Origin of the sequence: Rossellomorea sp. NPDC071047 (assembly GCF_050270195.1) — a bacterium.
Classification (GTDB): domain Bacteria; phylum Bacillota; class Bacilli; order Bacillales; family Bacillaceae_B; genus Rossellomorea.
This window is the reverse complement of the sequence record NZ_JBNNJT010000001.1, coordinates 1481386-1506884: the sequence shown is the minus strand read 5'-3', so window position 1 is coordinate 1506884 and position 25499 is coordinate 1481386. Positions and strand designations below refer to the sequence as shown.

Annotated in this window: 24 protein-coding genes; 19 read left to right on the top strand and 5 right to left on the bottom strand. The window is 40.3% G+C overall.

What is annotated here, in order from left to right; genetic code table 11:
* Positions 1-29: 29 nt before the first annotated feature.
* Positions 30-230 (bottom strand): hypothetical protein, encoded by a 201-nt coding sequence (locus ACQKFO_RS07695; RefSeq protein WP_427597728.1) that lies wholly within the window; start codon positions 228-230, stop codon positions 30-32.
* A gap of 205 nt (positions 231-435) precedes the next feature.
* On the opposite strand from ACQKFO_RS07695, the gene ACQKFO_RS07690 reads away from it, so the two are divergent.
* The gene (locus tag ACQKFO_RS07690) at positions 436-1338 is read left to right on the top strand and encodes a chemotaxis protein (protein WP_427597726.1); all 903 of its coding nucleotides are present in this window, start codon (positions 436-438) and stop codon (positions 1336-1338) included.
* A 93-nt stretch (positions 1339-1431) separates the two neighbouring features.
* Here the strand turns inward: ACQKFO_RS07690 and ACQKFO_RS07685 are convergent, their stop codons facing one another.
* Complete coding sequence (locus ACQKFO_RS07685; protein ID WP_148993476.1) at positions 1432-1899, bottom strand: YkyB family protein; 468 nt, start codon at positions 1897-1899, stop codon at positions 1432-1434.
* Between the two features lie 776 nt (positions 1900-2675).
* Between ACQKFO_RS07685 and ACQKFO_RS07680 the strand changes: the two genes are divergently transcribed.
* The 6 genes from ACQKFO_RS07680 (at position 2676) to ACQKFO_RS07655 (ending at position 9420) form a co-directional block, all read left to right on the top strand.
* Entirely contained in the window at positions 2676-4769 is a 2094-nt protein-coding gene (locus ACQKFO_RS07680; RefSeq protein WP_427597724.1) for a sensor domain-containing protein, read from the top strand.
* A 210-nt stretch (positions 4770-4979) separates the two neighbouring features.
* A complete protein-coding gene (locus ACQKFO_RS07675; protein WP_427597723.1) occupies positions 4980-5198 on the top strand; it encodes a hypothetical protein in 219 nt (72 codons plus the stop codon).
* A 134-nt stretch (positions 5199-5332) separates the two neighbouring features.
* Entirely contained in the window at positions 5333-6100 is a 768-nt protein-coding gene (gene fadH / locus ACQKFO_RS07670; RefSeq protein WP_427597721.1) for a 2,4-dienoyl-CoA reductase, read from the top strand.
* 152 nt (positions 6101-6252) lie between these two features.
* Entirely contained in the window at positions 6253-7476 is a 1224-nt protein-coding gene (locus tag ACQKFO_RS07665; RefSeq protein WP_427597720.1) for an EAL-associated domain-containing protein, read from the top strand.
* A gap of 992 nt (positions 7477-8468) precedes the next feature.
* Entirely contained in the window at positions 8469-8708 is a 240-nt protein-coding gene (locus tag ACQKFO_RS07660) for a hypothetical protein (RefSeq protein ID WP_427597719.1), read from the top strand.
* A gap of 211 nt (positions 8709-8919) precedes the next feature.
* Positions 8920-9420 carry a DUF3993 domain-containing protein gene (locus ACQKFO_RS07655; RefSeq protein ID WP_427597717.1) on the top strand — a complete coding sequence of 167 codons (501 nt, stop codon included), beginning with the start codon at positions 8920-8922 and terminating at the stop codon, positions 9418-9420.
* Between the two features lie 64 nt (positions 9421-9484).
* Here the strand turns inward: ACQKFO_RS07655 and ACQKFO_RS07650 are convergent, their stop codons facing one another.
* Both ACQKFO_RS07650 and ACQKFO_RS07645 read right to left on the bottom strand, forming a co-directional pair.
* Positions 9485-9718 carry a glutaredoxin domain-containing protein gene (locus ACQKFO_RS07650; protein WP_427597715.1) on the bottom strand — a complete coding sequence of 78 codons (234 nt, stop codon included), beginning with the start codon at positions 9716-9718 and terminating at the stop codon, positions 9485-9487.
* Positions 9715-10671 carry an MBL fold metallo-hydrolase gene (locus tag ACQKFO_RS07645; RefSeq protein ID WP_427597714.1) on the bottom strand — a complete coding sequence of 319 codons (957 nt, stop codon included), beginning with the start codon at positions 10669-10671 and terminating at the stop codon, positions 9715-9717. The genes ACQKFO_RS07650 and ACQKFO_RS07645 overlap by 4 nt, the downstream gene beginning before the upstream one ends.
* A 153-nt stretch (positions 10672-10824) precedes the next feature.
* On the opposite strand from ACQKFO_RS07645, the gene ACQKFO_RS07640 reads away from it, so the two are divergent.
* From ACQKFO_RS07640 to ACQKFO_RS07630, 3 genes are all read left to right on the top strand, one after another.
* Positions 10825-11070, top strand: coding sequence for a YkuJ family protein (locus tag ACQKFO_RS07640; RefSeq protein WP_034756109.1), 246 nt, complete (start codon positions 10825-10827; stop codon positions 11068-11070).
* A gap of 157 nt (positions 11071-11227) precedes the next feature.
* On the top strand, positions 11228-11668 hold the full coding sequence (gene cbpB, locus ACQKFO_RS07635) for a cyclic-di-AMP-binding protein CbpB (protein WP_148968573.1): 441 nt from the start codon (positions 11228-11230) through the stop codon (positions 11666-11668).
* Between the two features lie 98 nt (positions 11669-11766).
* Positions 11767-13260: an MDR family MFS transporter gene (locus ACQKFO_RS07630; protein ID WP_427597713.1), complete on the top strand. Its 1494-nt coding sequence runs from the start codon at positions 11767-11769 to the stop codon at positions 13258-13260.
* Here ACQKFO_RS07630 and ACQKFO_RS07625 read toward each other — a convergent pair.
* Positions 13249-13974 (bottom strand): sulfite exporter TauE/SafE family protein, encoded by a 726-nt coding sequence (locus tag ACQKFO_RS07625; RefSeq protein WP_427597712.1) that lies wholly within the window; start codon positions 13972-13974, stop codon positions 13249-13251. The two genes, ACQKFO_RS07630 and ACQKFO_RS07625, sit on opposite strands and share 12 nt — an antisense overlap.
* 110 nt (positions 13975-14084) lie before the next feature.
* Here ACQKFO_RS07625 and ACQKFO_RS07620 point away from each other — a divergent pair, with 110 nt between their 5' ends.
* The 9 genes from ACQKFO_RS07620 (at position 14085) to ACQKFO_RS07580 (ending at position 25496) form a co-directional block, all read left to right on the top strand.
* Positions 14085-14963: a LysR family transcriptional regulator gene (locus ACQKFO_RS07620; RefSeq protein WP_427597711.1), complete on the top strand. Its 879-nt coding sequence runs from the start codon at positions 14085-14087 to the stop codon at positions 14961-14963.
* 94 nt (positions 14964-15057) lie between these two features.
* Positions 15058-15768 (top strand): 2,3,4,5-tetrahydropyridine-2,6-dicarboxylate N-acetyltransferase, encoded by a 711-nt coding sequence (gene dapD / locus ACQKFO_RS07615; RefSeq protein WP_148968577.1) that lies wholly within the window; start codon positions 15058-15060, stop codon positions 15766-15768.
* A gap of 114 nt (positions 15769-15882) precedes the next feature.
* Positions 15883-17001, top strand: coding sequence for an N-acetyldiaminopimelate deacetylase (locus ACQKFO_RS07610; RefSeq protein ID WP_427597709.1), 1119 nt, complete (start codon positions 15883-15885; stop codon positions 16999-17001).
* A gap of 940 nt (positions 17002-17941) precedes the next feature.
* Entirely contained in the window at positions 17942-20344 is a 2403-nt protein-coding gene (locus tag ACQKFO_RS07605) for a hypothetical protein (RefSeq protein ID WP_427597708.1), read from the top strand.
* Positions 20341-21276: an ATP-binding cassette domain-containing protein gene (locus ACQKFO_RS07600; protein ID WP_427597707.1), complete on the top strand. Its 936-nt coding sequence runs from the start codon at positions 20341-20343 to the stop codon at positions 21274-21276. Before ACQKFO_RS07605 ends, ACQKFO_RS07600 begins: the two co-directional genes overlap by 4 nt.
* On the top strand, positions 21273-22118 hold the full coding sequence (locus ACQKFO_RS07595) for an ABC transporter permease (protein ID WP_427597706.1): 846 nt from the start codon (positions 21273-21275) through the stop codon (positions 22116-22118). The genes ACQKFO_RS07600 and ACQKFO_RS07595 overlap by 4 nt, the downstream gene beginning before the upstream one ends.
* Positions 22119-22129: 11 nt before the next feature.
* Complete coding sequence (locus ACQKFO_RS07590) at positions 22130-23620, top strand: hypothetical protein (protein WP_427597705.1); 1491 nt, start codon at positions 22130-22132, stop codon at positions 23618-23620.
* Positions 23617-24618 (top strand): AAA family ATPase, encoded by a 1002-nt coding sequence (locus tag ACQKFO_RS07585; protein ID WP_427597704.1) that lies wholly within the window; start codon positions 23617-23619, stop codon positions 24616-24618. Before ACQKFO_RS07590 ends, ACQKFO_RS07585 begins: the two co-directional genes overlap by 4 nt.
* Positions 24615-25496, top strand: a complete 882-nt coding sequence (locus tag ACQKFO_RS07580; protein WP_427597703.1) for a DUF58 domain-containing protein — start codon at positions 24615-24617, stop codon at positions 25494-25496. The genes ACQKFO_RS07585 and ACQKFO_RS07580 overlap by 4 nt, the downstream gene beginning before the upstream one ends.
* Positions 25497-25499: the final 3 nt, after the last annotated feature.

Sequence of the window (25499 nt, the reverse complement as noted above, 5' to 3'; positions counted from 1 at the left end):
TGAAGGGATGCCTTCAATCGCTTTTTCGTTTATTTCTGGGGGTTTTCCCGGTTCTCCTGATTTATTCTCCTTTGTCCTTCGATATAAGTGAGTTCATTGGGTTCATCTATTCCATCAGCATTCTTCCCGATGGCAATAATGGGAAGATTATTTTGTGAGGGAAGGATGTGGTCACTTATTTCATCAAAATCAGGCAGGCTCCGGTTCTCTAAGTCCCTTCGATCGGTCATATATACACCTCCTCCCCTTAGTATGCATAGGGATCCATTTTCTATTACCATTAGGTCACCGTATGAAAAGTGAGGGTCGAAATAGTCTGCTTCCCAGGAAGGGTTTGACGGCTTTTTTAATGATTTCCTGTAAACAAGTTTCTCATTTGTTCGATATAAGAAGAGTAAGACAAATACTCATGTTTCTATGGAAGGACGAAGATAATTGAATCAATCAAACAGTATTCTTCTTGAAAGCGGGACCAATGAACTTGAAATAGTTGAATTTGAAGTTCATCACAATAAATTTGGTATCAATGTCATTAAAGTGAAGGAGATTATCCAACCAACCCCTGTCATCACTATTCCCCATTCTCACCCTCATGTGAAAGGACTCATTCAATTGAGGGGAGAGGTACTTCCAGTGATCGATATGGCAAGGGTACTGGGAGTGGAAGAGGGGGAGGCATCCACTTCAAAGTACATTGTTGCTGAGTTTAATCAACAGAAAGTCATTTTTCATGTACATAACGTTACTCAAATTCATCGTGTTTCCTGGAATCAAATAGAGAAGCCTTCAGAAATGTATTCTGGTGTACATTCCGGAATAATAGGGGTCATCAAGCGAAACGAATCAATGATATTGTTACTGGATTTTGAGAGTATTCTGCTGGAAATCAATCCTGAAACAGGGATCCGGGTGGAGCAAGTGAAGAAGTTAGGACCAAGGCAGAGAAGGAATAAGAAGATTGTTGCTGCTGAGGATTCCCCTTTACTCCGTAAGCTTCTGAATGATACGTTGAGAGAAGCAGGATATGAAGAAGTTGAGTTTTTTGAAAATGGAGCCGATGCCTTCAATTATCTGGAATCACTTGTTGAGGGAACCAATGATATTGAACAGTCAGTTCAGCTTGTCATTACAGATATTGAAATGCCGCAAATGGATGGACATCATTTGACCAAAAGAATTAAAAGTCATCCTAAGCTCAACAAACTCCCAGTCATCATTTTTTCTTCACTGATTACAAATGATTTAAAACATAAAGGTGAGATGGTCGGAGCAGAAGATCAAATCAGTAAACCCGAAATTGCTGATTTGATTATAAAAATTGATCAACATATATTGTAAAATCAATGAGGTCAAGGATAATCATAAAGGGTTCAGACATTCGTCTGAACCCTTTATGACATATATGCGTTAATCTGCTAAAATCTTTGAACATTAAAAGAAGCTATCGCCCAACTTTTTAAAAACAGGTTTTTGATAACTACTCTTCCCGGGTTTACGAGGCTGTTCATTACGATCAGACATCCCTGTATAATGTTCTAAAATCCCTTTAGCCTGCTGAAGTCCCATTTTACATTTAGGATTTCTTAACGATTGATCAAGTGAACCCAGGTGAGGCAATTCCTTGAAATCTTCCTTTGTTGGAGGGATATGAAAGGTATAATCTCCGCAATCGATCAATACGTCAGATTGTTGTTGACTATTCTTTGGATTGTTGGAAAAGTGAAGTCCAACTTTCTTCGCCTTACCTTCCCTAATCATTTTCATTAAGGCTCGTTTTTTTAATGAATATAAGTATTTTGGGTTACCTGCTGTTTTCGCATGACGATTCACAGTGAATATAGCTTGAGAGAGGGTGATTACGGATGTGGAAGAAGGGGTAGATTTACTAGTATTCCTCAAGTTATTGGCTCCTTTCCATTGTATTAATCTCCATTATACCTCCTTTTTATGGGATTGGAAAGGTACGGTGGGGAGTTTCTTGTTGAAAGTCAGTAATATTTTGACATATCCATTTCTATAGTAGGAGGAATTATAGCATTACCTTCAGAGGATTGGACGTGGTACCCTGTCTTCAAAAAGCTGTAGAGGGTAAATATCAAAAAGGCTCTACCTAAAGAATGTAGCACTTACATTTTCAGGTGAGCCCTTTGTTTATCTTTGGGGGTATATATTAATATTCTCTGTAAAATTGTACGGTGAAGATTGGATATTATTTCCACCATAGGGTTGTTGGTAAGCTGGGTAAGGATATCCTCCGTAAGGCGGATAAGGTGGATAGCAAGCTGGACCATAGCAAGGTCTGTTGAAAAGGAACGGGCTAATGGCCAACCCAGCTAACCCGCCTGCTAAAAACGGTAAGCCAAAGAATGGGAAGAACCGCTGATTTCCTCCTCTAAACTGCGGATTACTGTGATATGGGTAATATGCGTGTTGATACATATACAATAAACCTCCTCTCTCTATTCATATTAGTGTATGGTTCACATTCGAGCTGCGCGCCTGTCTCACCCATAATAGGCAGACGAATGGAGTGGAATGTAGGTATAAAGTAATGGAAAGTGAAGAAAATAACGAATATTCTCATAAGAATGTAGGAAATTCTTGGATTAACTAGTAAAATATAAGGAGGATGCATTATGTGGAAAATAACAGAAGGCTAAAAGGATGACGAATCCATGAATTGGACTACTAATATAGACACCAACGGACAAGATCGACAGGTCCTTGACACTGTTTTGAAAGAACTGATTTTAGATCATATACATGATATGATTTTCATTATGAAAGTGGAAGAGGGACCTTCTTTCAGGTACCTATACATAAATGAATCAGCCAAAAGGTATACATCCATTCAGCATGAGGATATGGGGCGCCTATTGGAGGAAGTGGTTTCATTCGAGATGGCTACCGACTTACAGGAGAAATACACCCAACTTGTTCAAGAGGGTGAGAGCGTTACCTATCAGGATACTTTTTTTCATACGAATGGAAGCCAGGCTGTGAACGAATCCATACTGACTCCCATCAAGGATGGATATGGAAAAGTAGAGTACGTGGTTTCCATTACAAGGGATATAACTTCGTCGATTCTGGAGAAGACGAAATTAGTGAAAGCGAAAGAACGCTATAAATCCATTATCGAGCATAATCTGGATGCGATATTCATTCTCGACGGACAAGGTTTCATCAAGGAATCTAACGGAGCAGGCTGCTCATTAACAGGCTATTCAAAAGAAAACTTAGTAAATATGAAAATCTATGATTTATTTCACTCTCAAAATGAGAAACTTTTGTCAGAATCACTCATTCAAACACTAATGGGAACTCCTTCTACGATTGATTATAGTATTCTTCTTAACGAAGCCGGAGAGGAGAAAATAACCCAGCTGAAAATGGTTCCCATCGTTGTAAAAGAAAAGTGTGACGGCTGTTATATTATCGTGAAGGATATAACCAAGCATCATGAACAGAATGAAATGATCCATTATATGGCTCTGCATGATCAATTAACTGGTCTTTGGAACAGGAAAGCACTGGATGATCATGTGCCTTTGATCATTCATAATATGGAAGAAAGAGGTATAGAGCTCTCGCTTTTATACCTCGATCTAGATCGGTTTAAATTTGTAAATGATACTCTTGGTTTAAAGGGAGGAGACCGGTTTCTTAAAAAAATCACAGAGCGTTTGGTAACCCTTACGAACGAAGAGTGTTTATTATACAGACAAGGAGGGGATGAATTTATTTTCCTGTTGAAGAATAGTGGTTTTGATGATACCAAGACGAAAGCGAAGGAAATCCTGGCACTGTTCATAGACCCTTTCACTATAGATGAGCAGGAATTTTACATCTCTCCTTCGGTTGGAATCAGCCGTTATCCTGCAGATGGATATGATTCTAATTCACTTATTCAAAAGGCTGCTCAAGCACTCTTTGAAGTTAAAGAAAAAGGAAGAGCGCATTATCGTTTTTACCAAACGCATATGAAATCAAGTTTTCCGAATTATATTATTATGGAAGCACATTTGAGAAGAGCCATAGAGAAGGGGGAGCTATACGTCCACTATCAGCCACAGGTAAACTTAGCAACAGGTACCATTGATAGCTTCGAAGCGTTAGTCCGTTGGAACAACCGTAAATTTGGGTTTGTATCCCCCGCACAGTTCATTCCGTTGGCAGAAGAAACAGGCTTGATTCATCAAATTGGTGAATGGGTACTGGAGCAAGTGTGTATGCAGCTGCAAAAGTGGCTAAACAAAGGATATAAGTCGGTACGTGTGGCAATCAACATTTCTCCCAAGCAATTTCTTCAGGAGCAATTAGTAGATACCATTGATTTCTATTTATCAACGTATAATCTTCCTGCTTCTTGCATAGAAATTGAAATTACGGAGGGAGCCATGCAAGACACTCAACAAACATTAAAAATGCTGAGAAAGCTTAAAGATCTTGGTGTGTACATTTCTGTGGATGATTTTGGAACAGGATATTCCTCTCTACACTATTTGAAACGATTCCCCATTGACATATTGAAAATCGATCAATCATTTGTGAAAGAGATTGGAATGAATCAGAAGGATTCTGCCATAACGACTACCATCATCCATCTTGCACATAGCCTGGGTCTTGAGGTGATTGCTGAGGGTGTGGAAAGAGAGGGACAAGTTGACTTTCTTAAAGAGGCGAACTGCCAAAAAGCTCAAGGTTTTTTCTTTAGTAAACCGATCTGCCCTAAGGAAATCGAGCAGCAGCAATTTGTTCTTATGTAACGTTCTTGCCCCACATCTTGAGGTAGCCTTGAAGATGCGTTTTATTTACATTCTTTTTCACATACGTCCGGCAAAAACGATGAAATGTTTGACAGAGTAGTTCCTATGACTTATTTTAAAGTGAGGAGAGTAAAAGATTCATAGACAGGCATATAAGGATTGAAATCCGTGTGAATCAGAGTTCCGAAAGCTTTACAAAGGAGAGGGATTATGAAAAAGACAAAACGTATGGAAATCCTATTTCTCCCTACCGATAGAGGAACGATTAAAGCATATATTTATGGCTTTAAAACTCCTCGATCTTTAGGTCAGGTAGTCGTTTCTTATAATAATGTTTCAATTGAAGCAAAAGGATATAAGAGAAATAAAACAATTATTAAGGCGTTGGCACAATTACACGATACCATTGTTAATAATCCGGATAGCTGAATTTTCAGACTGATTTTTAAGGAAAAGATATTTTCTTAAAAATCAGTCTTTTTTTATATTAAAATGGTTGCAGTGCATCACTATATGATAAAATTGTGAGTGAACATTCATTCATAAACAAGGGGGAGATACATATGGGAGAACATCAAGTTGTAATTGTAACAGGCGGCTCGAATGGTATGGGGAAATATATGGCGAAGCACTTTGTGGAGTCTGGCGCAAGCGTCGTCGTAACAGGGAGAAATGAAGAACGACTACAATCGGTGAAAGATGAGTTTTCATCTCTTGATGGAAAGGTTGAAGTCTTTCAAATGGATGTCAGGGAACAAGAACACGTAAAGGCCATGGTTGAATTTACGGCTGAGAAGTTCGGCAAAATCGATGTACTCATAAACAATGCAGCAGGAAATTTTATTTGCCCGGCGGAAAAGCTCACTCCTAATGGATGGAAATCTGTTATTGATATCGTTCTAAATGGAACGTTCCTGTGTTCACATGCTGTAGGGAATTATTGGATTGAGAACAATCAAAAGGGGTCCATCATTAATATGGTTGCCACTTACGCTTGGAATGCAGGTGCAGGTGTGGCTCATTCTGCGGCTGCCAAAGCCGGTGTCTTATCGTTAACCCGTACACTTGCCGTCGAGTGGGGGCATAAATACGGCATTCGTACAAATGCCATAGCACCAGGACCAATCGAAAGAACCGGTGGGGCCGAGAAGCTTTGGATATCTGATGAAGCAGCGAAAAGAACGATTGATAGTGTCCCGTTAAAACGATTAGGAACACCGGAAGAGATTGCGGGCCTTGCTTATTTCATTGCGTCAGACCAAGCAGCGTATATAAACGGAGAGTGCATCACAATGGACGGAGGACAATGGCTAAATCAATTTCCGTTCTAATATAAGATAAAATTTGAACGGAAGATTAATGGCTTTCCCGCATATGTCTATATGGCAGTGCAGGGAAAGCTTTTTTGTTTATGTCTTTTCGATTCCACTGTATAGTTGTGTTATAATTATGCGAAAAAAAGAGTAATGGTGGGGGAGTGCGCATGGACGCATTAGAAGTGTTAACAAATATAGAAAAAGTGATTCCGTACTTTCAACCGATTTTCAGTGCGGATGAACATAAAATCATCGGTTACGAAGTATTAGGTAGAATAGAAATCAATGAAGGGGCCATTGAGAGTCTCGGCCCATTCTTTGGAGATGATGAGATACCCGATGAATATAAAGTGGAAGTGGATGAACGAGTAACCAGACTGGCACTGAGTAAGTTTTTAGGTGAGGAGCAAGAGGGATACATCTTTTTAAACAGAGATGCGAGGCTTTTGATGCTTGACCACGGGGAATCCTTTTTGGAGCTACTTCAAGAATATGAAAAAAAGGGTTTGGATTTGAACCGGACTGTAATTGAACTGTCTGAAAAAACGTTCGTTGGAGACTTCGATCAGCTTGTCCATTTGCTTCTGTATTACAAAACATATGGGATAAAAATTGCAATTGATAACGTGGGCGGAAACAGCGGGCAGCTGGATCGGCTATCTCAATTCTCACCTGATATATTGAAGGTGGATTTATTCCAACTGAGAAATGATGCAGGGAATAAAGTCTATAAAGATATATTGTACAGTTTGTCAATGCTTGCGAGAAAGATTGGGGCATCCCTCTTATTTGAAAATATCGAAATCAACTTTCAACTGCAGTTTGCCTGGTTGAACGGTGGTCGTTATTATCAAGGATATTATCTTCAGCACCCCTCAGGCTCATTTTTGAAACCGGAAATCCTAAAAGAAAAATTGAAGGAAAAATGTCAGGATTATATTCGATATGAGAAGAAGCATCTTGAAGCAGGGTATGAATTCGCTGACGTCCTACATAAAGAAATCAGTCAAAAGCTGCTGATGATAAAAAAACAAAGTACTGAGTTCGATGGCATACTCTTTGAGTTGGGGAAGTATTTTACCGATAAATGCTTCCGGCTGTACATTTGTGATGAAAATGGCTTCCAAGTGACTAGTAACGTAGTAAAAACGGATCAAAAGTGGAAGATAGAACCAAGATACAAAGGAAAGAACTGGAGCTGGCGTCCGTACTTCCTGGAAAATATCATTCGAATGAGAATCAACAAGAAAGGATTATTATCGGACATTTACAGCGATATTGATTCAGGAGAATCCATCCGTACCTATTCTTTTCCATTTGGCAATGGATTATATTTATTCATGGATCTTTCGTATGAATTTTTATTTGAGGAGGATGGTTTGATCTTTTAATTAGGCTTTTTCGAAAAGATTTTTTATAATTTTATGATCTTCTTGGGCTCTGTCAATTAGTGTATGCTGGATGGTGAGGGGAACTGCTCCGCTTGCAGCTAGCGTTCGGCCGAGCCTCCTCAGCTTCGCTTCCGGGGTCTCGGCACGCCCGTACTTCTGCAGGAGTCTCCGCAGTTCCCCTCACCATCTTGAAGAGGATTTTAGTGACAGAGCTAAAGGGTGTCTAAAATCATTCTAACCAGTACTCAGTATTCTTTTTCCTCATCCTAAATGATTTTTTTTACCTATTTCAAAGAAGTATTTAAACTGAATCCATATACTCATTAATTTTCTAAATATAGGGATTTTTCGCGTTTTCTATGTCCCGCAATATTAAATTTTTTTTGGTGGTGTCTAATTCACTTTATTCTATTTAGTTGACAGTTACAGGTTCCGTTGACTCCAATCTAATGGGTACATCTTGGCGTCAAACTCAGGATACGATTCTCATTTAACCGATCTAGCTGTCACAAAAGCCTTTGATTAATTGTCCAATTGAATGCTTTATAATTTTAATTGGAAAGGGCAAGTAATCCCCATGGTGGGTAATAACGATAAACTGTACTAACTGATTTTAAAACTTCTTTGTAGATAGACTATTTTCAGAGACAAGCGCTCTACATTTCTACAATAGGGCTTTTTTGTGTTTTCCATCCGTTATTAGGCAATCAATATTATAAAGCACAGAGTGGATTGTAGCGGAAGGCACTTGACTCCTGCGGGAGATAGAGGAAAGGTCGAGACCCCACAGACGGAACGTCGAGGAGGCTCGACTTCCTCCCCCCGGAAAGAAAGTGCCTGGAGCGGAAAGAAACGGTTTCAGCCTACCACTCCTTATGAATTAACTTTTTTGGAGGTGTGTAAAGGCTACCTAAGCCCTTCCGCTTTTCTTGTATAGCCTTTTCCTATTGGGACAAATTATTCTTAAGGACATTTTGTAAGGAGGGGCTATGATGAGTATATATATGATCGTGCTTTCCCTGATTGTTATAGGGATAGCAGGTTATTCGTTGGTGTATACCTTTAAACTGGCTGGACAGGAAAAGCGGCTGAAGGGTGAATATGATACAGATATACCGGATGTCGTGAAGGAACATCCTTTTATTCGAAATCCCATATTCTTGTCTATCTTAATTGCCACCATTCTCATTACATTGTTTATAATATATTGGTCCATTCGCTATTTATCATAATCAAAAGGGTGCCGCATGAAATCATGCGGCACCCTTTTTGGTTAAATGTACCATTGATTTTCGTGTTTACCTGTCAATAATAGGGGGAATTTTACAACCAAACCAAAATATATGTCAGTCCTTGTTAGGATTTAACGAACAAATGATAACCAATCGACAATTTTCCATTGCTACAATAATTTCAACTAGTTTTCTAAGGGAGGGAAAGCAAATGGAAATGAAAAAATTATGGCTATTATTACTTATTGTAGGGCTCGTTACAGCGGCATGTGGGCAAGTCAGTCAAACCCAGGCATCAGAATTTACTGAAGATAATGCATTAACTCTTGTGGAAGATGCCTTCCGTACCCAAGTATCATTAAGTGAAAAACCACAATCGAAGAAACAGATTAATGACAAGTTGTCACAGTATTTCACAAAGGACCTAACAGCAAGCTTCATAGAGGAAAATGTTTATGAAGTTCAAGGGGGTTATATCACATTTGGATCGGACTTTGCACCACACTATATTCCATTTTTTAAGTATGATGAGTCTACTAACGTAAAATACATAAATGGAAAGTGGTACGTCTGGGAAGAAAGAACAGATGAGGAAGAAGGTCCTGTTTCCCAGGTTTCAGGTATAGAAGCTGTCGTATTAAGTGAAGAAGAAGGTATGTGGAAGGTTTCCTCCATTACCTACGAGTTACCAGAGGGAATTCAATCCCAATAATACAAGAAAAGTTGGCCGTGGAAAGCGAATGGGCCAACTTTTTTTATGTTGAAAAACCTAATTTTTATTTGTTTAATGCTGCCGTTAGGGCTTCCAGGTTGAAGCCTGAAATCACTTCAGAGTCCACAGTGATTGTCGGAGTGGAATAAGACTTCAGATCTTTCACCAGGTAATCTCTTGCTTGTTCATCTTCTTTGATATTGATTTCTTTGTATTCAACATTGTGTTCTTTCAAATACATCTTGACCACTTCACAGGGTGGGCATTCTGGTTGAGTATATAATGTGACTTTTTTCATGATGGTTTTTCTCCTTTGCTTTGCCTTAAGAAATAATCTACGATTCCCATTGCTGATACGTTCGTATCCAGAGTTACTAATTTGAAAATCGGGTTGTCTGGATCAACACCTTTCTGGACCATTTTACCCTTTGTAAGTTCAAAAAGTACAGCAGATATCGCTTTTACGTTCTCTTCCCCTGTTCTTTCGGAAGAGAACTGTTCCTCACTTTTTTCCATGAAAAGATCAAGCCAGCTTTCTACTTCCCCTAATGCAAATGATACTTCTTCAGTGACCCCGTAGTGCCCAAAATATAAGCGATCGAGCTGCAGGTCCTTATACATGCGTATCGAATCCTTCATGTTTTCAGGGCTAAATTGATTAGGGGAAGTAGAAGGGATATAGAAGTGCTTTGACCCCACCGTATACTGGATTCCGCATGTGTCCCCGGTGAACATCCCATTTGACACAGAATCAAGGATACTTAAATGGTGATTTGCATGACCAGGGGTGTGGTAAAACGTCAATGTACAATTATCGCTCAGATTTAATTTCTCCTCATGCTCCATTACAATCATCCGGTCTTCGGGAATGGGCGAAATCGGGTGGAAAAGATCATTGAATTTTTCTCCATAGACCGCTCTTGCTCCAGCGATCAAGCGAGTAGGGTCTGAAAGGTGACGACGTCCTTTCGGGTGAACGATGACCTTTGCATTGGGGCATTCCTTCAGGAAAAGACCGGCACCCCCCGCATGATCGAGATGTATATGAGTTAAAATTATGTATTGAATATCTTCAAGATTAATGTTTAACTTAGAGAGACCTTTTTTTAGATGAGGTATAGAAGGGCTGGCAGATGTTTCGATAATGGTAAGGGACTTTTCGTTTATAATATAACTTCCTGTACGTTCCTGTAGTGACAAATCCATTAGATCAACTAACGATATTCGGGAATCTATACGATAAATACTCATCGGATCCATCCTTTCGGGGAGAATATATTTCTACCCTTTCATTATAAAGGAATTTCTGTAGAAAAAGGACAAAACATTAGATTTTACAGGATAGAATCTGGTACAATGCAAAAGCTATGACCAAGAATTAGAACAGGAAAGGAGAGACCGATTATGTCTCAGCTTCTTGGAATTATACAAAGATTAAAATCATTACAAGAACAAGGTGAACAAGGGGAAACTCAACAACGATTTTTCGAATACAATGGAAAGAAAATTTGTGAGGTAAAGTATTTACCAAAACAAGATACATTCGAAATTGAAGTCATGAATGAAAAAGGAAACAGTTTTCCTTTTGATAACATAGACATTACAGCGATTGAAATTTTTGAACTTTTACAAGAAGCTCAACAAGATTGATGTACTAAAAAGGTAACCATTCGGTTATCTTTTTTAGTCTATATGCCAATCGTCAAAACATACATTTTTCTTCCAATATGTTAAAATGGAAAGTGTCTGCTTCTTTTGTTTATAGATTGGCACGCAAATTCTTATTTTTTAAAATGAGGGGTTATACATGATTTCATTGAGTAGCAAGGAGTTATTAGAAACGAATATTAAAGATTTCATTATTCCTTCTGAGAAGGTGGCTCATGTTCAAGTGGGGAATTCCTTGGAACATGCGTTACTATTACTCACTAAGAGTGGTTACTCAGCCATCCCTGTGCTTGATCCGACATTTCGTTTTCAGGGCTTAATCAGTTCCAGTTTAATCACAGATTCCATTCTTGGTCTTGAACGCTTTGAGTTTGAACAACTTGAAGCAAAGAAGGTAGAGGAAGTCATGACAACTGAATTTCCCAGCGTCTCTTTAGAAACAGATTTCAAGAAAGCACTTGAGCTTTTAGTGGATCATCCATTCTTGTGTGTGGTTTCTGATGATGGATACTTTGAAGGGATCATGACAAGGAGAGTTGTGTTAAAGCAACTTCAACGACAACTGTTTAAAAGGGATTAAACCCTTCATGACGGTTACATAACGGTAAGATCATATAGGATGGCATAATTGTCATCCTCTTTATTTTGTTTATTAATGACGATACAAAGGAGAACAAGATGAGCAGTTTAGGATTGGGTTCAATCAAAAGGACGAAAAAACCGCTTGTATTGATGGCTGTGATGCTGGCTATGTTCATGGGGGCCATTGAAGCAACGATCGTCTCTACCGCCATGCCTGCCATCGTGGGTGATCTTGGTGGCTTCTCTCTATATAGTTGGGTGTTTTCCGCTTATCTATTAATGAATGCCATTACCGTCCTTATCTACGGTAAACTATCTGATTTATTTGGCAGGAAACCGATTATCTCAATCGGGATCATGATTTTTCTTGTTGGGTCCGCTTTATGCGGATTTGCCCAAACGATGGAGCAATTGATTCTATTCCGATTCATCCAGGGACTCGGTGCAGGAGCGGTATTGCCTATGGCCACTACGATTGTGGGAGATATTTATTCAAAGGAGGAACGTGCCAAAATACAAGGGTATTTATCAAGCGTTTGGGGGATTTCCGCCATTAGCGGACCTCTCGTTGGGGGATTGTTGGTTGAATATGCGAGTTGGAGGTACGTGTTTTGGGTCAATATCCCACTCGGCTTATTATCGATTGTCGGCCTGTGGCTGTACTTACACGAGAACATTGAAAAGAAAAAACCGGTTATCGACTATGGCGGTGCGTTTCTATTAGTTGTAACTCTCTCGTCTTTAATGTACCTACTGGTCGAAGGAGGTGTACACCTGCCTTGGGACTCTTGGCAGGCGAAATTTCTGATCACCCATTTCATCTTGGGATTTGTTGTGTTTATTTATCACGAGCGACAAACGGCGCAACCGATGATGCCTTTTAATCTATGGAAGGTACGTTCCATTTTGGTCGCCAATATCGTTTCACTAACAACAGGCGTTATGTTAATCGGCATCTCAAGCTTCCTCCCCGCTTTTGTACAAGGTGTCATGGAGAGGAGTGCAACTGTGGCCGGGTTTACATTGACGGCCATGTCTATTGGCTGGCCGATTTCGGCTACAATCGCGGGACGCTTATTATTAAGGATCGGCTACTTTAAAACATCCTTGATGGGGGGGATATCACTAATAGCAGGTGGAACGATCTTTGTCTTGATGGATCCATCATACGGTCCATTATGGCCGGCAATTGGATCATTCTTTGTAGGGGTAGGGATGGGGCTAAGCTCTACATCCTTTATCGTTTCCATTCAGTCTACTGTCGAGTGGCAGGTCAGAGGGATTGCGACTGCCACCAATATGTTCATGAGGAATTTAGGTACGACAATAGGGGCTGCGCTGTTGGGAGGAATTTTGAACAGCCGCCTGCAGAGTTACTTAGAAGAAAGCGGTAATGATTATTCCCTCAATGATGTGAATATGCTCTTGAATCAACAAGAGAGGGAGCGATTGTCTTCCGATATGCTCGTGCTATTACAGAATTCACTTACAGGTTCATTGCAATCTGTATATCTAGTCGTTTTACTTTTCGCCCTATTTAGCTTTATCGGCATTTTATTTCTACCCAGGGATCAATCGCTAAAGAAATAGACTTTTCCCCAGCTGTAATATAAGAATGAGAGTAAGCACGTTTAATAAAATTTGTACATGTTTCGTAGAAAGTTTGGCTGCTACCCTTACTGCAACTTGAGCCCCGATTAGTGCACCCAGTGCAAAAGGGATGGCAGCTCCCCATTCTACGTGGCCGTTATGGAAATAGACGGTGAATGCTCCTAAGCAGCTTACAAAAGTCTGAAAGCGGGTGAGAGCTACCGATTTTAAATAGGAAAGCCCGTGCAACAGATGTGTGTACATGAGCATGGTTGCCTGTCCTGGTCCGAACAATCCGTCATACGTACTGATTAAGTACAAAAATCCATAAACCCGAAATCGCTTCTGGTTCACCTTTTTTGGCTTGAATCCTTTTATGATACTTAGAAAAAGGGCGAATAACAGAAAGAAGAAGGCCATCCATTCGAGCAAAGATGGAGATATTTTATCCGAGAAAAATGCCCCGGTCAACCCGCCAAGAAGAGCAATAGGAAGAATAGGTAAACATTCTTTCCATGTAACCTTTCGATCTTTTATTAAATAAATAAAACTTGAAAAAGAACTCATAATATTTGAAAATTTGGCCGTGGCGATGGCTGTATGAATGGGTAAACCAAGTAAAAGCATCACGGGCATACCAATCAATCCCCCGCTTCCTGCCAAAGTTCCAATGAGTGCTACCACCAAGCCGGTGAAAAAGAGAATCACTTCCATTTTCAGGCACCTCCCAATGTTTCTACTATCAGTCTATTCCATTCTTGATAATAATGAAATTTTATATTAATTAAGATATAATATAAGAAAAACTTATGAAGGTGAAGATTATGGCGTTCTCAGAATATCAATTACTGCACGTACTGGCTCAGGAAATGAACATGCGTAAAGCAGCAGAGCGGCTATTTGTATCGCAGCCGGCACTGTCACAAAGACTCCAGACGATTGAAAAGGAGTGGGGTACCAGATTATTCCTTCGCTCTCAAAAAGGTCTGGCCTTAACCCCTGCCGGAGAGCTTGTGGTGAAACTGGCTGAAGAAATGCTGCTGAAGGAAGAAAGTGTGAAGGAAAGAATTCAAGCATTGGAGTTCGAGGTTCATGGAACATTGAAGATTGCATGTGCCTCGATTGTAGGACAGAATTGGCTTCCTAAAGTACTTAAAAGGTTTGTGGAAACCTATCCCCATGCCAAAATCTCGTTAATGACAGGATGGAGCAGTGAAATTCTTAAAGCGATTTATGAAAATGAAGTACATATCGGCATTATTCGAGGCACCCCTGATTGGAAGGGCCCCAAACACCATCTCTTTCAAGATACATTGTATTTAGTCGATAGAGAAATTCAATCGATTGAAGAAGTCATGAAAACTGATCGACCGTTTATCCAATTTAAAAGTGACTCGAATTACTATCAGGAAATTCAGGACTGGTGGCATCGGCAATTCAAGACAACCCCAAAACGAACGATTGTTGTTGACCAAATTGAAACATGTAAGCAGATGACATTAAACGGAATCGGCTACGCCATATTACCAGCAATCACGTTAGACGGGATGGAAGAAGATATTTATAAGATACCTTTAATCGATGAACATGATTCACTGATACATAGGGACACTTGGTTATTAGGCTATGAATCCGCCTTTCAATTAAGACAAGTAGAAGCGTTTGTTGAAGTTGTAAACGGATTCCTTCATGAAAATTCATAGTTTTAACCTTTAGGGTTGTCTTACATCCTTTAATTTGATAAAGTAATTCAAGAAACAAATTCTGAATTTATACATAATTACGGAGGGTATTCTTATGAAAATGATGGACGCAAACGAAATTATTTCTTTTATCCAAAATAGTACCAAGTCAACCCCTGTGAAGGTTTATGTGAAAGGTGACATAGAGGGAATCGACTTTGGTTCTTCTTCCCAAACCTTCCTTCAAGGAAATTCCGGTGTCGTATTCGGGGAGTGGAGCGAGCTTTCTACTATTCTTGAAGAAAATAAAGATAAAATCGAAGACTACGTATTAGAAAATGATCGCCGAAATTCTGCGATTCCTCTTCTTGACTTAAAAGGGGTTAAAGCGCGTATCGAGCCAGGCGCCATCATTCGCGATCAAGTGGAAATCGGTGACAATGCGGTCATTATGATGGGTGCAATGATAAATATCGGTTCTGTAGTAGGTGCAGGAACGATGATCGATATGAATGTTGTACTTGGTGGACGTGCTACAGTAGGGAAGAATTGTCATATTGGAGCGGGTGCGGTGCTTGCCGGGGTAATTGAGCCGCCATCTGCAAAACCCGTCGTCATCGAAGACGATGTAGTCATTGGCGCCAATGCCGTTGTCCTTGAAGGTGTAACAGTCGGAAAAGGGGCTGTCGTTGCAGCCGGAGCGATTGTCGTGGATGATGTAGCTCCATACACGGTTGTGGCAGGTACACCAGCAAAGAAATTGAAAGACATTGACGAAAAGACAAAATCTAAGACTGAAATAAAACAAGAATTACGTCAACTGTAATCATTTCAACAATAGCATGATCAAGGAGAGAACGGACGGCTGGCGTCTGTTCTTTTCTTGTAAGGTCTCAATTTCACTATCTATCGATCTATTATTCATGTAAGGAGGATACCCATGTCAACAGTAGACTTTAAGTCGATCAGGAGAGATCTCCATCAAATTCCTGAACTTGGGTTTCAAGAGTTTAAAACGCAGCAATACCTATTGAATTATATTTCAATCCTGCCTGCTGACCGCTTAGAGGTTAAGACCTGGAGAACAGGCATATTCGTTAAGGTTCATGGCACCAATCCTACAAAGATGATTGGGTACCGCGGTGACATTGATGGCCTGCCGATCACGGAAGAAACAGGATTGAATTTCCCTTCATTACATGAAGGGAGGATGCATGCATGCGGCCATGACTTTCATATGTCGATTGAGCTGGGGGTTTTAACCCATTTCGTTCACCACCCGATAGAAGATGATCTACTTTTCATATTTCAACCCGCAGAGGAGGGACCAGGTGGAGCGAAGCCCATGCTTGAAAGCGAAATCATGAAGGAATGGATGCCCGATGTGATCTTCGCACTTCACATTGCACCGGAATATGAAGTAGGGACGATTGCTGTTAAAGAGGGACTGCTTTTTGCCAATACGTCTGAGTTATTTATTGATTTTAAAGGGAAGGGTGGTCACGCTGCCTATCCTCACCATACGAAGGATATGATTGTCGTGGCATCTTCCTTTGTTACACAAATGCAGTCGATCGTCTCAAGGAATGTCGATCCTTTAGACAGTGCGGTCATCACTGTCGGCAAAATGGAAAGTGGGACGGTGCAGAATATCATCGCTGAAACAGCCAGATTGGAAGGTACCATCCGTACCCTATCAGCCGAGTCGATGGAAAGTGTGAAAAAACGGCTTGAAGCGTTAATCGATGGGATGAAAATCAGTTATGATTGTGATATTCAGGTGGATTATGGCAGCATGTATCGACAGGTCTTCAATGATCCGGAGTGGACAAACCATTTCATTTCTTTCCTCCAAAAAACGAATCGGAACCCAGTAATCTGTAAAGAAGCTATGACGGGAGAAGACTTTGGTTATATGCTCGAGGAAATACCGGGCTTTATGTTCTGGCTTGGCGTGAACTCTCCATTTGGACTGCACCATTCTAAATTAAACCCTGATGAGAAAGCGATAGACTTTGCCATCTCCCTTCTCTCAGAATATATTGGCGGATTAAAATAATGAGTATAAATCACGGAATGATATCTACACATATCGTTCCGTGATTTTTTTGTTCATTTAAAAGTCTCTTTCGCAAGGCTCTATTCGTAAAGTTTGTTGCTATTGTAGAGGAGACTGTAATAGTTGATTTCCGCTCCAGGATGCTCGCTTTCCGCGGGGCTGGCGGTGAGCCTCCTCGGCTGCGCCTACGGGGTCTCACCTGTCCAGCTATTCCCGCAGGAGTCGAGCATCCTGCAGCGAGAATCAACTTTCTAAGCATGAATCCTTAATGGAAAACAATAAAAACAAGAATTTTAGCAAACCATCTCTTTTAAGGTAAGTAGAGATTGATCTTCCTTTTAAGAAAAAGAATATTTTTTCTAGTTCCATTGTTATCTTGCACACCTTGAAGCTCTGTTATGAAGACCTTATTAAAGATGGTAAGGGGATTTCGTGATAGAGCATAATGTAAAAGTAACATACGGATTACTTCTCACTTTACAAGAGGTTATTTATCGCGTGAGCATAATAAGTTTCTATAAAACTTTCATTTCCTCCTTTTTAGATAGTTTGTTTTTCGATACTTACAGGCAGTAAAAAAGTAATAGCACAGAGTGGATTGTAGCGGAAGGCACTTGACTCCTGCGGGAGATAGAGGAAAAGTCGAGACCCCGCAGGGCAAAGCCCGAGGAGGCTCGACTTCCTCCCCGCGGAAAGGAAGTGCCTGGAGCGGAAAGGAACGGACCGTGTTTCACATTACCACTCATAGTAACTATGTTTACGAAAAGATATATTTAATAAGAAATTAACAAAAATTTCTAAAATGGTCTTGCTAAGAGTCAATAATAGTGTAAAATTACACTTGAGGTAGATGGGAAATGAGGAAAAAGATAAAAATAATAGAAACTTTCCCCATTATGAATTCGTCTACTTTTAGAGAGAAAGAAAGAGGGGAATGCATGTGAAAAGATGGACGAAAGCAATATTTGTGATGACATTAGGGTTCTTGATGTTTCTTTTCATGGAAGATACCACACTCGCACAAGCGCAAATTAAAATTTCAGTGGAAGAAGGAATCGATGGAAAAGTGAAGGAGGGAAGAGGTTTCCCCCTTAAAGTAACCGTCGAAAATACAGGTTCTGATTTCAAGGGAGATCTATTATTTGACTATGCTCCTTCCTATCAGACTGGAGGGGCAAGAGTATTACCGATAGATGTGCCAGCAAATTCAAAACGTACATACACATTATCCATTCCAGGATTCAATGATGAAATCAGGCATAACTCCAATCAGCAAACCATTCATTTGTTCCAAGGATCTTGGGAAAAAGGAAAAGAGATAAAGTTTAAAGGAGATAAACGATTAACGCCTAATTTCATTTATAGCAATTATACGACCATCGGTTTATTGAGTGAAAATCCTGACCGTTTGAAGGGGATTAAAGGGGCTAACATGGGAGGGAATCGGGTAGAGACTTTAACGCTCACAAAGGAAAATGTTCCTGAAGAGAAGAGCGGGTTTCAAATGCTTGATTATATAATCATTGACCAATTTAATATTTCAGAACTTAGCCAGGATCAACAAAGCGCATTGAAAAGCTGGGTGGACACAGGCGGTGTTTTATTTATTGGAGGGGCTCCTCATTTGGAAGATACTCTGGGCTCTGTGGCAGATATGGCTCCTCTTACGTTAGGGGAAGAATCGACACTCTCAGACACTTCAATCTTTAATGTGAAGAAGAATATAGAGGCTTCTTTTAACTCATTAGCAATCTTTAAAGGGACTGTTAAACCCGAATCGGATGTTCTGGTTGAGCAAGGCGGGATCCCATTGGTTGTGAAAAGTTCTGAAGGCTTAGGAGAAGTGTGGCAGACTGCATATTCACTGGGTGACCCTGAATTAAATGCATGGGAAGGCTATGACGAATGGTTTGCAAACGTCCTGTCTAAAACAGAGCCCTACTTTCTGATTGGCCAGTCCAACGGAGATCAAAGTTTCCTTGAGAGAATTTATTATGAAGTCGCTGACAGCAATGAGCTCTTTCCGACTACCAATTTTAAAGTAAGTACACTTGTCATCATTCTCATCATTTATTTGATTGTCCTTGTACCCCTGCTCTATTTCTTATTAAGAAAAGTGGATAAGCGTGAACAAGCTTGGTGGATCATTCCTGCCATCTCCGTCCTCGTTTCCTCGGGAATCTTTATCACTGGAGCTAAAGATAGAATATCGAAGCCTCATTTGAATCAAATGAGTGTCTTAAAAGTCGAGGAAGATAAAAGCGTACATGGAATTTCAGCTTTTAGCGCATTATCAAACTCCGGGGGAGACTATGGTTTTGTTTCAGATAAGCATAATTTAGATATCACACCTGCAAGAGTCAGGAATAGTGCTGGGGGAGTAGATCAGTATAAGTTCGCAGTTGAAGAGATTACGAAGGATAAAAGGTCCATTACATTTCGGGATGTAGAATACTGGTCCACGAGGACTTTACTCGGAGCAAGTGAAAAAGAAGAAGTAGGAAGGTTTATACCGGAATTAGTGTTAGAGGATCAAACCATATCCGGTACGATTCAAAATGATTTTCCATATGATTTTACAGATGTATATATTTGGTCGGGGTCCAGAATGTATCATTTGGGGGATATGAAAGCCGGGGAAACGCTCAACGTTGATAAAAAGCTTTCAACGAATTATTTATCTTCTCCTACTGGTGTGAGCCGAAATATGTCAGCGCCACTCCCGAATCAGCAAAACATAAAACAACAAAAGAAAGAACGATTGGAAAACTTCGCATCTCAAATGATTTCTGCGGATAATGAAAATAATTCCCCGGTCATTTTTGGGTATACAGATGCGGAGATATTCAATATGAAGATTAAGAACAAAGAATCCAAGTCTGAAAATTTTTCATTAATCTACCAACATTTTCCTTCTCTCGGAAATTATAAGGGTGCATTTACACTTAGGAATGAACAGCTTGATCTGGATGTATTGCCTGTTAAGGGACAGGTGATTGAGCATTACACACATAATGGAGCAGATGAAATGGGACTCGAAGATGGGACATACGAGCTAACCATTCATCTTCCGAATCAAATTGAGTTGTCTAAGGTTACTCTTCATTCGCTTAATATGACCATTCATACAGGAGGGGTGCTTCAGTTTTCTCTGGTTGATCCACAAACAGATGAACGACTGGTGCTTTCTGAATCCTCGTCGAATTCAATAGAAGTAAAAGATAAATTGAATAAATATATGAATGAAAATGGAGAAATCGTTTTCGAGTTTGAAAAGCGATCTCAGGGGGATCCTTTTGTTCGTCTTCCTGACATTGTGCTGAAAGGAGAGGTCCGACCATGATTGAGATTCGAAATTTATCTAAACGCTATGGGTCATTCCTGGCCCTTGATGATCTGAACTTATCCATTGAAAAGGGAACCGTATTTGGCTTTGTTGGTCAAAATGGAGCGGGGAAATCTACGACATTTTCCATCTTGGCTACTCTCTTAGCTCCTACTGAAGGTACGGCTACCGTGAACGGATTCAATATAAGCAAAGATCCAAAATTGGTTAGAAGGCAAATCGGCTATATGCCTGATTTTTTTGGTGTATATGATCAATTAAAAGCTGACGAGTATCTGGACTTTTATGGTGCAAGCTATAAAATTCCTGCAGATCAAAGGAAGAAACTCATTCCCCAGCTCTTGGAACTGGTGAATCTATCACATAAAAAAGATTCCTATGTTGACCTTTTATCCAGGGGGATGAAGCAGCGTCTTTGTTTAGCAAGGTGCCTCATCCATGATCCGGAAGTGCTGATACTGGATGAACCGGCATCAGGACTTGATCCGAGGGCCAGAATCGAAATGAGGGAAATTCTTAAAGAATTAAAGAAAATGGGGAAAACGATTTTGATTTCATCTCATATCCTTCCTGAGCTTGCGGAAATGTGTGATGAAATCGGGGTGATTGATAATGGGAAACTTGTAGCTCATGGTTCTGTTCAGGATATTCAATTTCAATTGCAGGCAGATAAATTGATTGTCGTGAGGGTAAGGGGAATGGTGGAGAGTGCTGTGGCGTTCTTTGAAGACGACCCTTATGTTTCAAAGGTTGAAGTGGACGAGGAGAATAGAACCTTTCTTTTCCTTTATAAAGGAGAAGAAACGGATCAAATAGAGCTATTGAAGAAAGCCGTTTTAAACGACATCCAGATTGTGAGCTTCAAAGAAACGGAAACAAATTTAGAAGATGTCTTTATGGAGATCATGAAAGGAGTGACACTTTCATGAAGCAGTTACTCATCAATCCAATGTTAAATAAAGAATTTAAACTTCGCTTTCGTTCCTTTAAATCATTTATCGGGATGTTATGCTACTTAATTGCCGTAGGAATTGTCGTGATCGGTTTCATTTATATGCAAACGCGATTTTCAAATACTGGTTATTTTCGTCCCGAAGAGAGCCGGGTGATGTTTATGATTCTCTCCTTCTTACAGCTTGCTCTCGTGTTATTTATTACACCCGGGTTAACAGGCGGTGTCATCAGTGGTGAAAGGGAGAAACAGACATTAAGCATGTTGTTGACGACGGAGCAAAGCTCAATGAGTATTATCCTGAGTAAACTGGTATCGTCGGTTTCTTATTTATTACTGCTTGTTGTCTCAAGTTTGCCTCTTTATAGCTTTGTTTTCTTATTCGGGGGAGTTTCCCCAACGGATTTACTCTTTGTCTTTGGATACAGTTTGTTTTTGGTTTTTGCATTTGGTTCCTTAGGAGTTTTATATTCAACGGTTATCCGAAAGACGATTGTGTCGATGGTAACAACCTATGCAACGGTCCTTTTTCTTGCCGGTGGGACGTTATTCCTCTTTATGCTCTCAATGGCAATCGGCAGCGGTCCTTATCAGAATCAAACCAATCCTGCACCGTATTTAATCGCCATGTTTAATCCCGGGATTGTCATGATGGGGCATTTTGAACCAATGGCAATTGAAGAAATATACACTCGCAGCGGCATTACGTTTCCATTATGGATTTCTTTCCTGATCATATACACTGTTCTTGCAGTGATCTCCCTGTCCCTCAGTATTATGAAGCTAAGACCTAGCATGAAGGTGAAGAGCGCTAAATAAAGGGTGAGAAGATGGAAACTCAACAATTTCTTCAATTACTTAGGCAAATAAGAAAAAAGCTCTGGATCAATCAATTATGGTACTACACTCAGCTCTTGCTTGTTTATGCAGGAGTCTTTGTTCTATCCATCGTTTCCATAGCAGCCTTAGTTTTAATCCCATATTGGGAAAGAATCCTATGGGTAGGTTGCCACTTTATTTTCATTGGTGTTGCGATATTGTTTTATCGAAGAAGAGCCACCTTGAAGGATAGTGCCTTAACCTATGATAGGTTCGTAGAAGACAATCGTGTAACTGCCGCTTATAGTAGCCTTCACAGTGGCCATGCCCTATCCTCCTTAGTTGTGCAGGATGCATTGAAGAAAATGAAAAGGGCCCAGCCGGAAGTATTGAAATATCGAAAGAAGAGAATTAAGCCTTCTTTTCTGTTATCAAGCGGAATTCTTATGCTTTTATCCTTCCTGATTTTCACGCAATGGAATACCTCTTTCCAAAAAGCGAATCGGATTGTGAAAGAAAAGGAAATCATCGCCGAATCAAGTAAAAGAATAACAGAACAGGCGAAAAAGAAAGAGAATGCTCCTATTAAAGAAAAGCTGTTGAAGAATAATGAAGAGCTGGAGAAAGTAAAGGACGCGTCCAAACGATATGATGAAATGATCAAAAAAGTGAAAGAGCTCGAGTTTCAGAAAAAATCAATTGAAAAACAGAATGAAAAGTTGCAGGAAGTAAAGAAAAAGATAGCAGATATAAAAGTAGAGAACGTAAACGAAGCGATTCAAGAAAAGAATAGCGATAAACTCCAGCAAGCTTTAAAACAAATGACAAAAGCTCAAATGGAGCAACTTTTAATGACTTTGAAATCACAGGATATTGCTTCCTTGGATGAATTATCAGAAATAATGAAGGAATCGAATAGCGTAGAAGAACAATTAGATCAACTTGCTAAACTTGAAGATGAACTTCAAAATGAAGCCGATCTCTTAAAGGATGCAATCGGACAGAATGATGCAACAGGCTCAGAGTCATTGGCGCAAAATTCCGATAAATCACCATCTGATCAGGCAAACAGTGAGACAGGAGCAAATAAGGGGCCTTCTTCATCTGCAAACGGAAATCAGCCAGGCAACAGTGATACAAATTCAGCTGGCGAGGGACGGGATGAAAACGGTGCCGGAACTGGGAGCGGTTCTTCCCCTCTAGCAGGAAACGGAGCCGGCAACGGGAAAGGATCCAGAGAGATGCTTTCTGTCCCGGAAAAAATCGAGGGACAGAACAATATGGAAAGGGATACTGGCAAATTAGGCGAGGGTGATAATGGAGAGCGGTTTGATGGCAATGGACCGGTACAAAAGGGAACTCTTCGTCCATATGAAGAAGTGTATCAAGACTATTATTCTTCTTACCGGAAGACGTCAGATCGATCCACGATCCCTAAAGATTTAGAGAATATCGTACAATCCTATTTTAGTGAAATTGATCCAGGGGAGTTGGTAGAGTGAACATTGAAGATAAGGAGCAACAATTTAAGAAAGCTTCTTTGAAGATAACAGAAGTGAAGGAAGAAGTTCAGCGCTTTATCGTAGGGCAGGAGGAAATTGTAGAGGGTGTGCTTTGGTCCATCCTTGCAGGAGGGCATACTCTCTTGGAAGGATTACCTGGTTTAGGGAAAACGATGTTGGTGCGTACCCTGGCGGATGTTATGGACCTTAGCTTTTCAAGAATTCAGTTTACCCCGGATCTAATGCCAACAGACATCACGGGAACAATGGTCATGAAACAAAGCCGGGACGATCAACATCCATTTGTTTTCCATCAAGGTCCTTTGTTTCATCACCTAGTGTTAGCGGATGAAATCAACCGTTCGACCCCCAAGACGCAAAGTGCACTCCTTGAGGCAATGGCAGAGAATACAGTCACGGTGGTAGGCGAAACGATGACATTGGAGAAGCCCTTCTTTGTCTTGGCCACACAGAATCCCATTGATCTTGAAGGAACATATCCCTTACCTGAAGCGCAAGTTGATCGGTTCATGTCTAAAATCCTAGTATCTTATCCTACTAAAGCGGAGTTGAAACAAATTATCCAGCGTACAACAGGAACCGAAGACATCGTTCTTGAGAAAAGGCTGAATCAAGCTGAACTATTAAGCATACAGGACCTGGTGAAAGAAATCATGGTCACGGATGAAATGATTGACTTTGCCATTGACCTTATTGATGCAACACACCCTAAAAGTGAAAGAACAACGGAAAGAATCAAACAATATGTTGAATTTGGGAGTGGACCAAGGGGGCTTCAAAATGTCATTCTTATGTCCAAAGCCAGAGCGTTGACACAAGGAAGGTACCATGTTTCCATTGGAGATCTGAAAAAGGTTGCTCCTCTCGTATTGCGGCACCGTATAATCCTGAATTTTGAAGGAGAAGCCATGAATGTTGGAACGGATGAGCTCATCCTTGAAATGATCGATTACGTTCAAAAAGGTGAAAGTCGGTGAAAACGCTTTGGCACAGCCAGTTTCTAGCTCAATTGAAAAGGCACAGGATCACGGGTAAACGATTAAAGAACGGTCATCATAAAGGTTCCCGCCTCGCAACCCATCATGGGAGTTCCCTGGAATTTTCCGATTATCAAATGTATGAACTTGGGGATGATGTAAGGCAGATCGACTGGAATGTGTATGCCAGAACGGAAAAGGTATATATCAAAAGGTATTTGGATGAAAGAGAAATAAAGGTTCATATTTACCTAGATTGCTCGAACTCCATTTTAATAGAAGATAGAAAGTGGAAGAGAGCGAAAGAATTAGCTGGAGCACTGTCATTTTTGGCTCTTTCTAATGATGATCGGCTTTCGTTGCATTGCATGGGAGCTCATCACCAAAAGTGCTTTATGAAAAAAGGGGCACGGGACGCAAAAGCGATTCTGCATGACATTCAAGAGCTGTCCTTAGACCGTACAGGGGAAGATGGAATCTCCTTTTTTGAGGAAGTGGGAAAAGGGGTGCGAAAAAAAAGCTCTGTTTCCTTTATTCTTTCAGATGGATTCGAATCGCTCTCATTGATAGAGGAAGCACTCAGAAAACTTTCTATTAGAAGAGAAATGGTTTATTTTATCCAACTCCTCGATGAAGAAGAGCTAACGCCATCCTATCAAGGTGATGTCAAATTATTAGATAGTGAAAAACACAAGGAAACGAATGTATCAATAAGTCCGAGGATGGTGGAGCTCTATCAGGAGCGATTACTTTATCACAACAAAGAGATTGAAGCATTATGCAATAAATGGGGGTTTGGTTATACACAAACAAGTTGCCTGCCACCATTAAACGAAATATTCTTTAAGGATTTGAAAGAAAATGGATGGATCCGCTGAGGT

What these genes read in the sequence shown, in the direction of transcription:
- ACQKFO_RS07645 (WP_427597714.1), bottom strand. Translation starts at nt 10,671, where the DNA reads ATGAGTATTTATCGTATAGATTCCCGAATATCGTTAGTTGATCTAATG.
- ACQKFO_RS07630 (WP_427597713.1), top strand. Translation starts at nt 11,767, where the DNA reads ATGAGCAGTTTAGGATTGGGTTCAATCAAAAGGACGAAAAAACCGCTT.
- ACQKFO_RS07590 (WP_427597705.1), top strand. Translation starts at nt 22,130, where the DNA reads ATGGAAACTCAACAATTTCTTCAATTACTTAGGCAAATAAGAAAAAAG.
- ACQKFO_RS07665 (WP_427597720.1), top strand. Translation starts at nt 6,253, where the DNA reads ATGGACGCATTAGAAGTGTTAACAAATATAGAAAAAGTGATTCCGTAC.
- ACQKFO_RS07600 (WP_427597707.1), top strand. Translation starts at nt 20,341, where the DNA reads ATGATTGAGATTCGAAATTTATCTAAACGCTATGGGTCATTCCTGGCC.
- ACQKFO_RS07620 (WP_427597711.1), top strand. Translation starts at nt 14,085, where the DNA reads ATGGCGTTCTCAGAATATCAATTACTGCACGTACTGGCTCAGGAAATG.
- ACQKFO_RS07660 (WP_427597719.1), top strand. Translation starts at nt 8,469, where the DNA reads ATGAGTATATATATGATCGTGCTTTCCCTGATTGTTATAGGGATAGCA.
- ACQKFO_RS07695 (WP_427597728.1), bottom strand. Translation starts at nt 230, where the DNA reads ATGACCGATCGAAGGGACTTAGAGAACCGGAGCCTGCCTGATTTTGAT.
- ACQKFO_RS07640 (WP_034756109.1), top strand. Translation starts at nt 10,825, where the DNA reads ATGTCTCAGCTTCTTGGAATTATACAAAGATTAAAATCATTACAAGAA.
- ACQKFO_RS07595 (WP_427597706.1), top strand. Translation starts at nt 21,273, where the DNA reads ATGAAGCAGTTACTCATCAATCCAATGTTAAATAAAGAATTTAAACTT.
- ACQKFO_RS07655 (WP_427597717.1), top strand. Translation starts at nt 8,920, where the DNA reads ATGGAAATGAAAAAATTATGGCTATTATTACTTATTGTAGGGCTCGTT.
- cbpB (WP_148968573.1), top strand. Translation starts at nt 11,228, where the DNA reads ATGATTTCATTGAGTAGCAAGGAGTTATTAGAAACGAATATTAAAGAT.
- ACQKFO_RS07675 (WP_427597723.1), top strand. Translation starts at nt 4,980, where the DNA reads ATGAAAAAGACAAAACGTATGGAAATCCTATTTCTCCCTACCGATAGA.
- ACQKFO_RS07650 (WP_427597715.1), bottom strand. Translation starts at nt 9,718, where the DNA reads ATGAAAAAAGTCACATTATATACTCAACCAGAATGCCCACCCTGTGAA.
- fadH (WP_427597721.1), top strand. Translation starts at nt 5,333, where the DNA reads ATGGGAGAACATCAAGTTGTAATTGTAACAGGCGGCTCGAATGGTATG.
- ACQKFO_RS07610 (WP_427597709.1), top strand. Translation starts at nt 15,883, where the DNA reads ATGTCAACAGTAGACTTTAAGTCGATCAGGAGAGATCTCCATCAAATT.
- ACQKFO_RS07625 (WP_427597712.1), bottom strand. Translation starts at nt 13,974, where the DNA reads ATGGAAGTGATTCTCTTTTTCACCGGCTTGGTGGTAGCACTCATTGGA.
- ACQKFO_RS07680 (WP_427597724.1), top strand. Translation starts at nt 2,676, where the DNA reads ATGAATTGGACTACTAATATAGACACCAACGGACAAGATCGACAGGTC.
- dapD (WP_148968577.1), top strand. Translation starts at nt 15,058, where the DNA reads ATGAAAATGATGGACGCAAACGAAATTATTTCTTTTATCCAAAATAGT.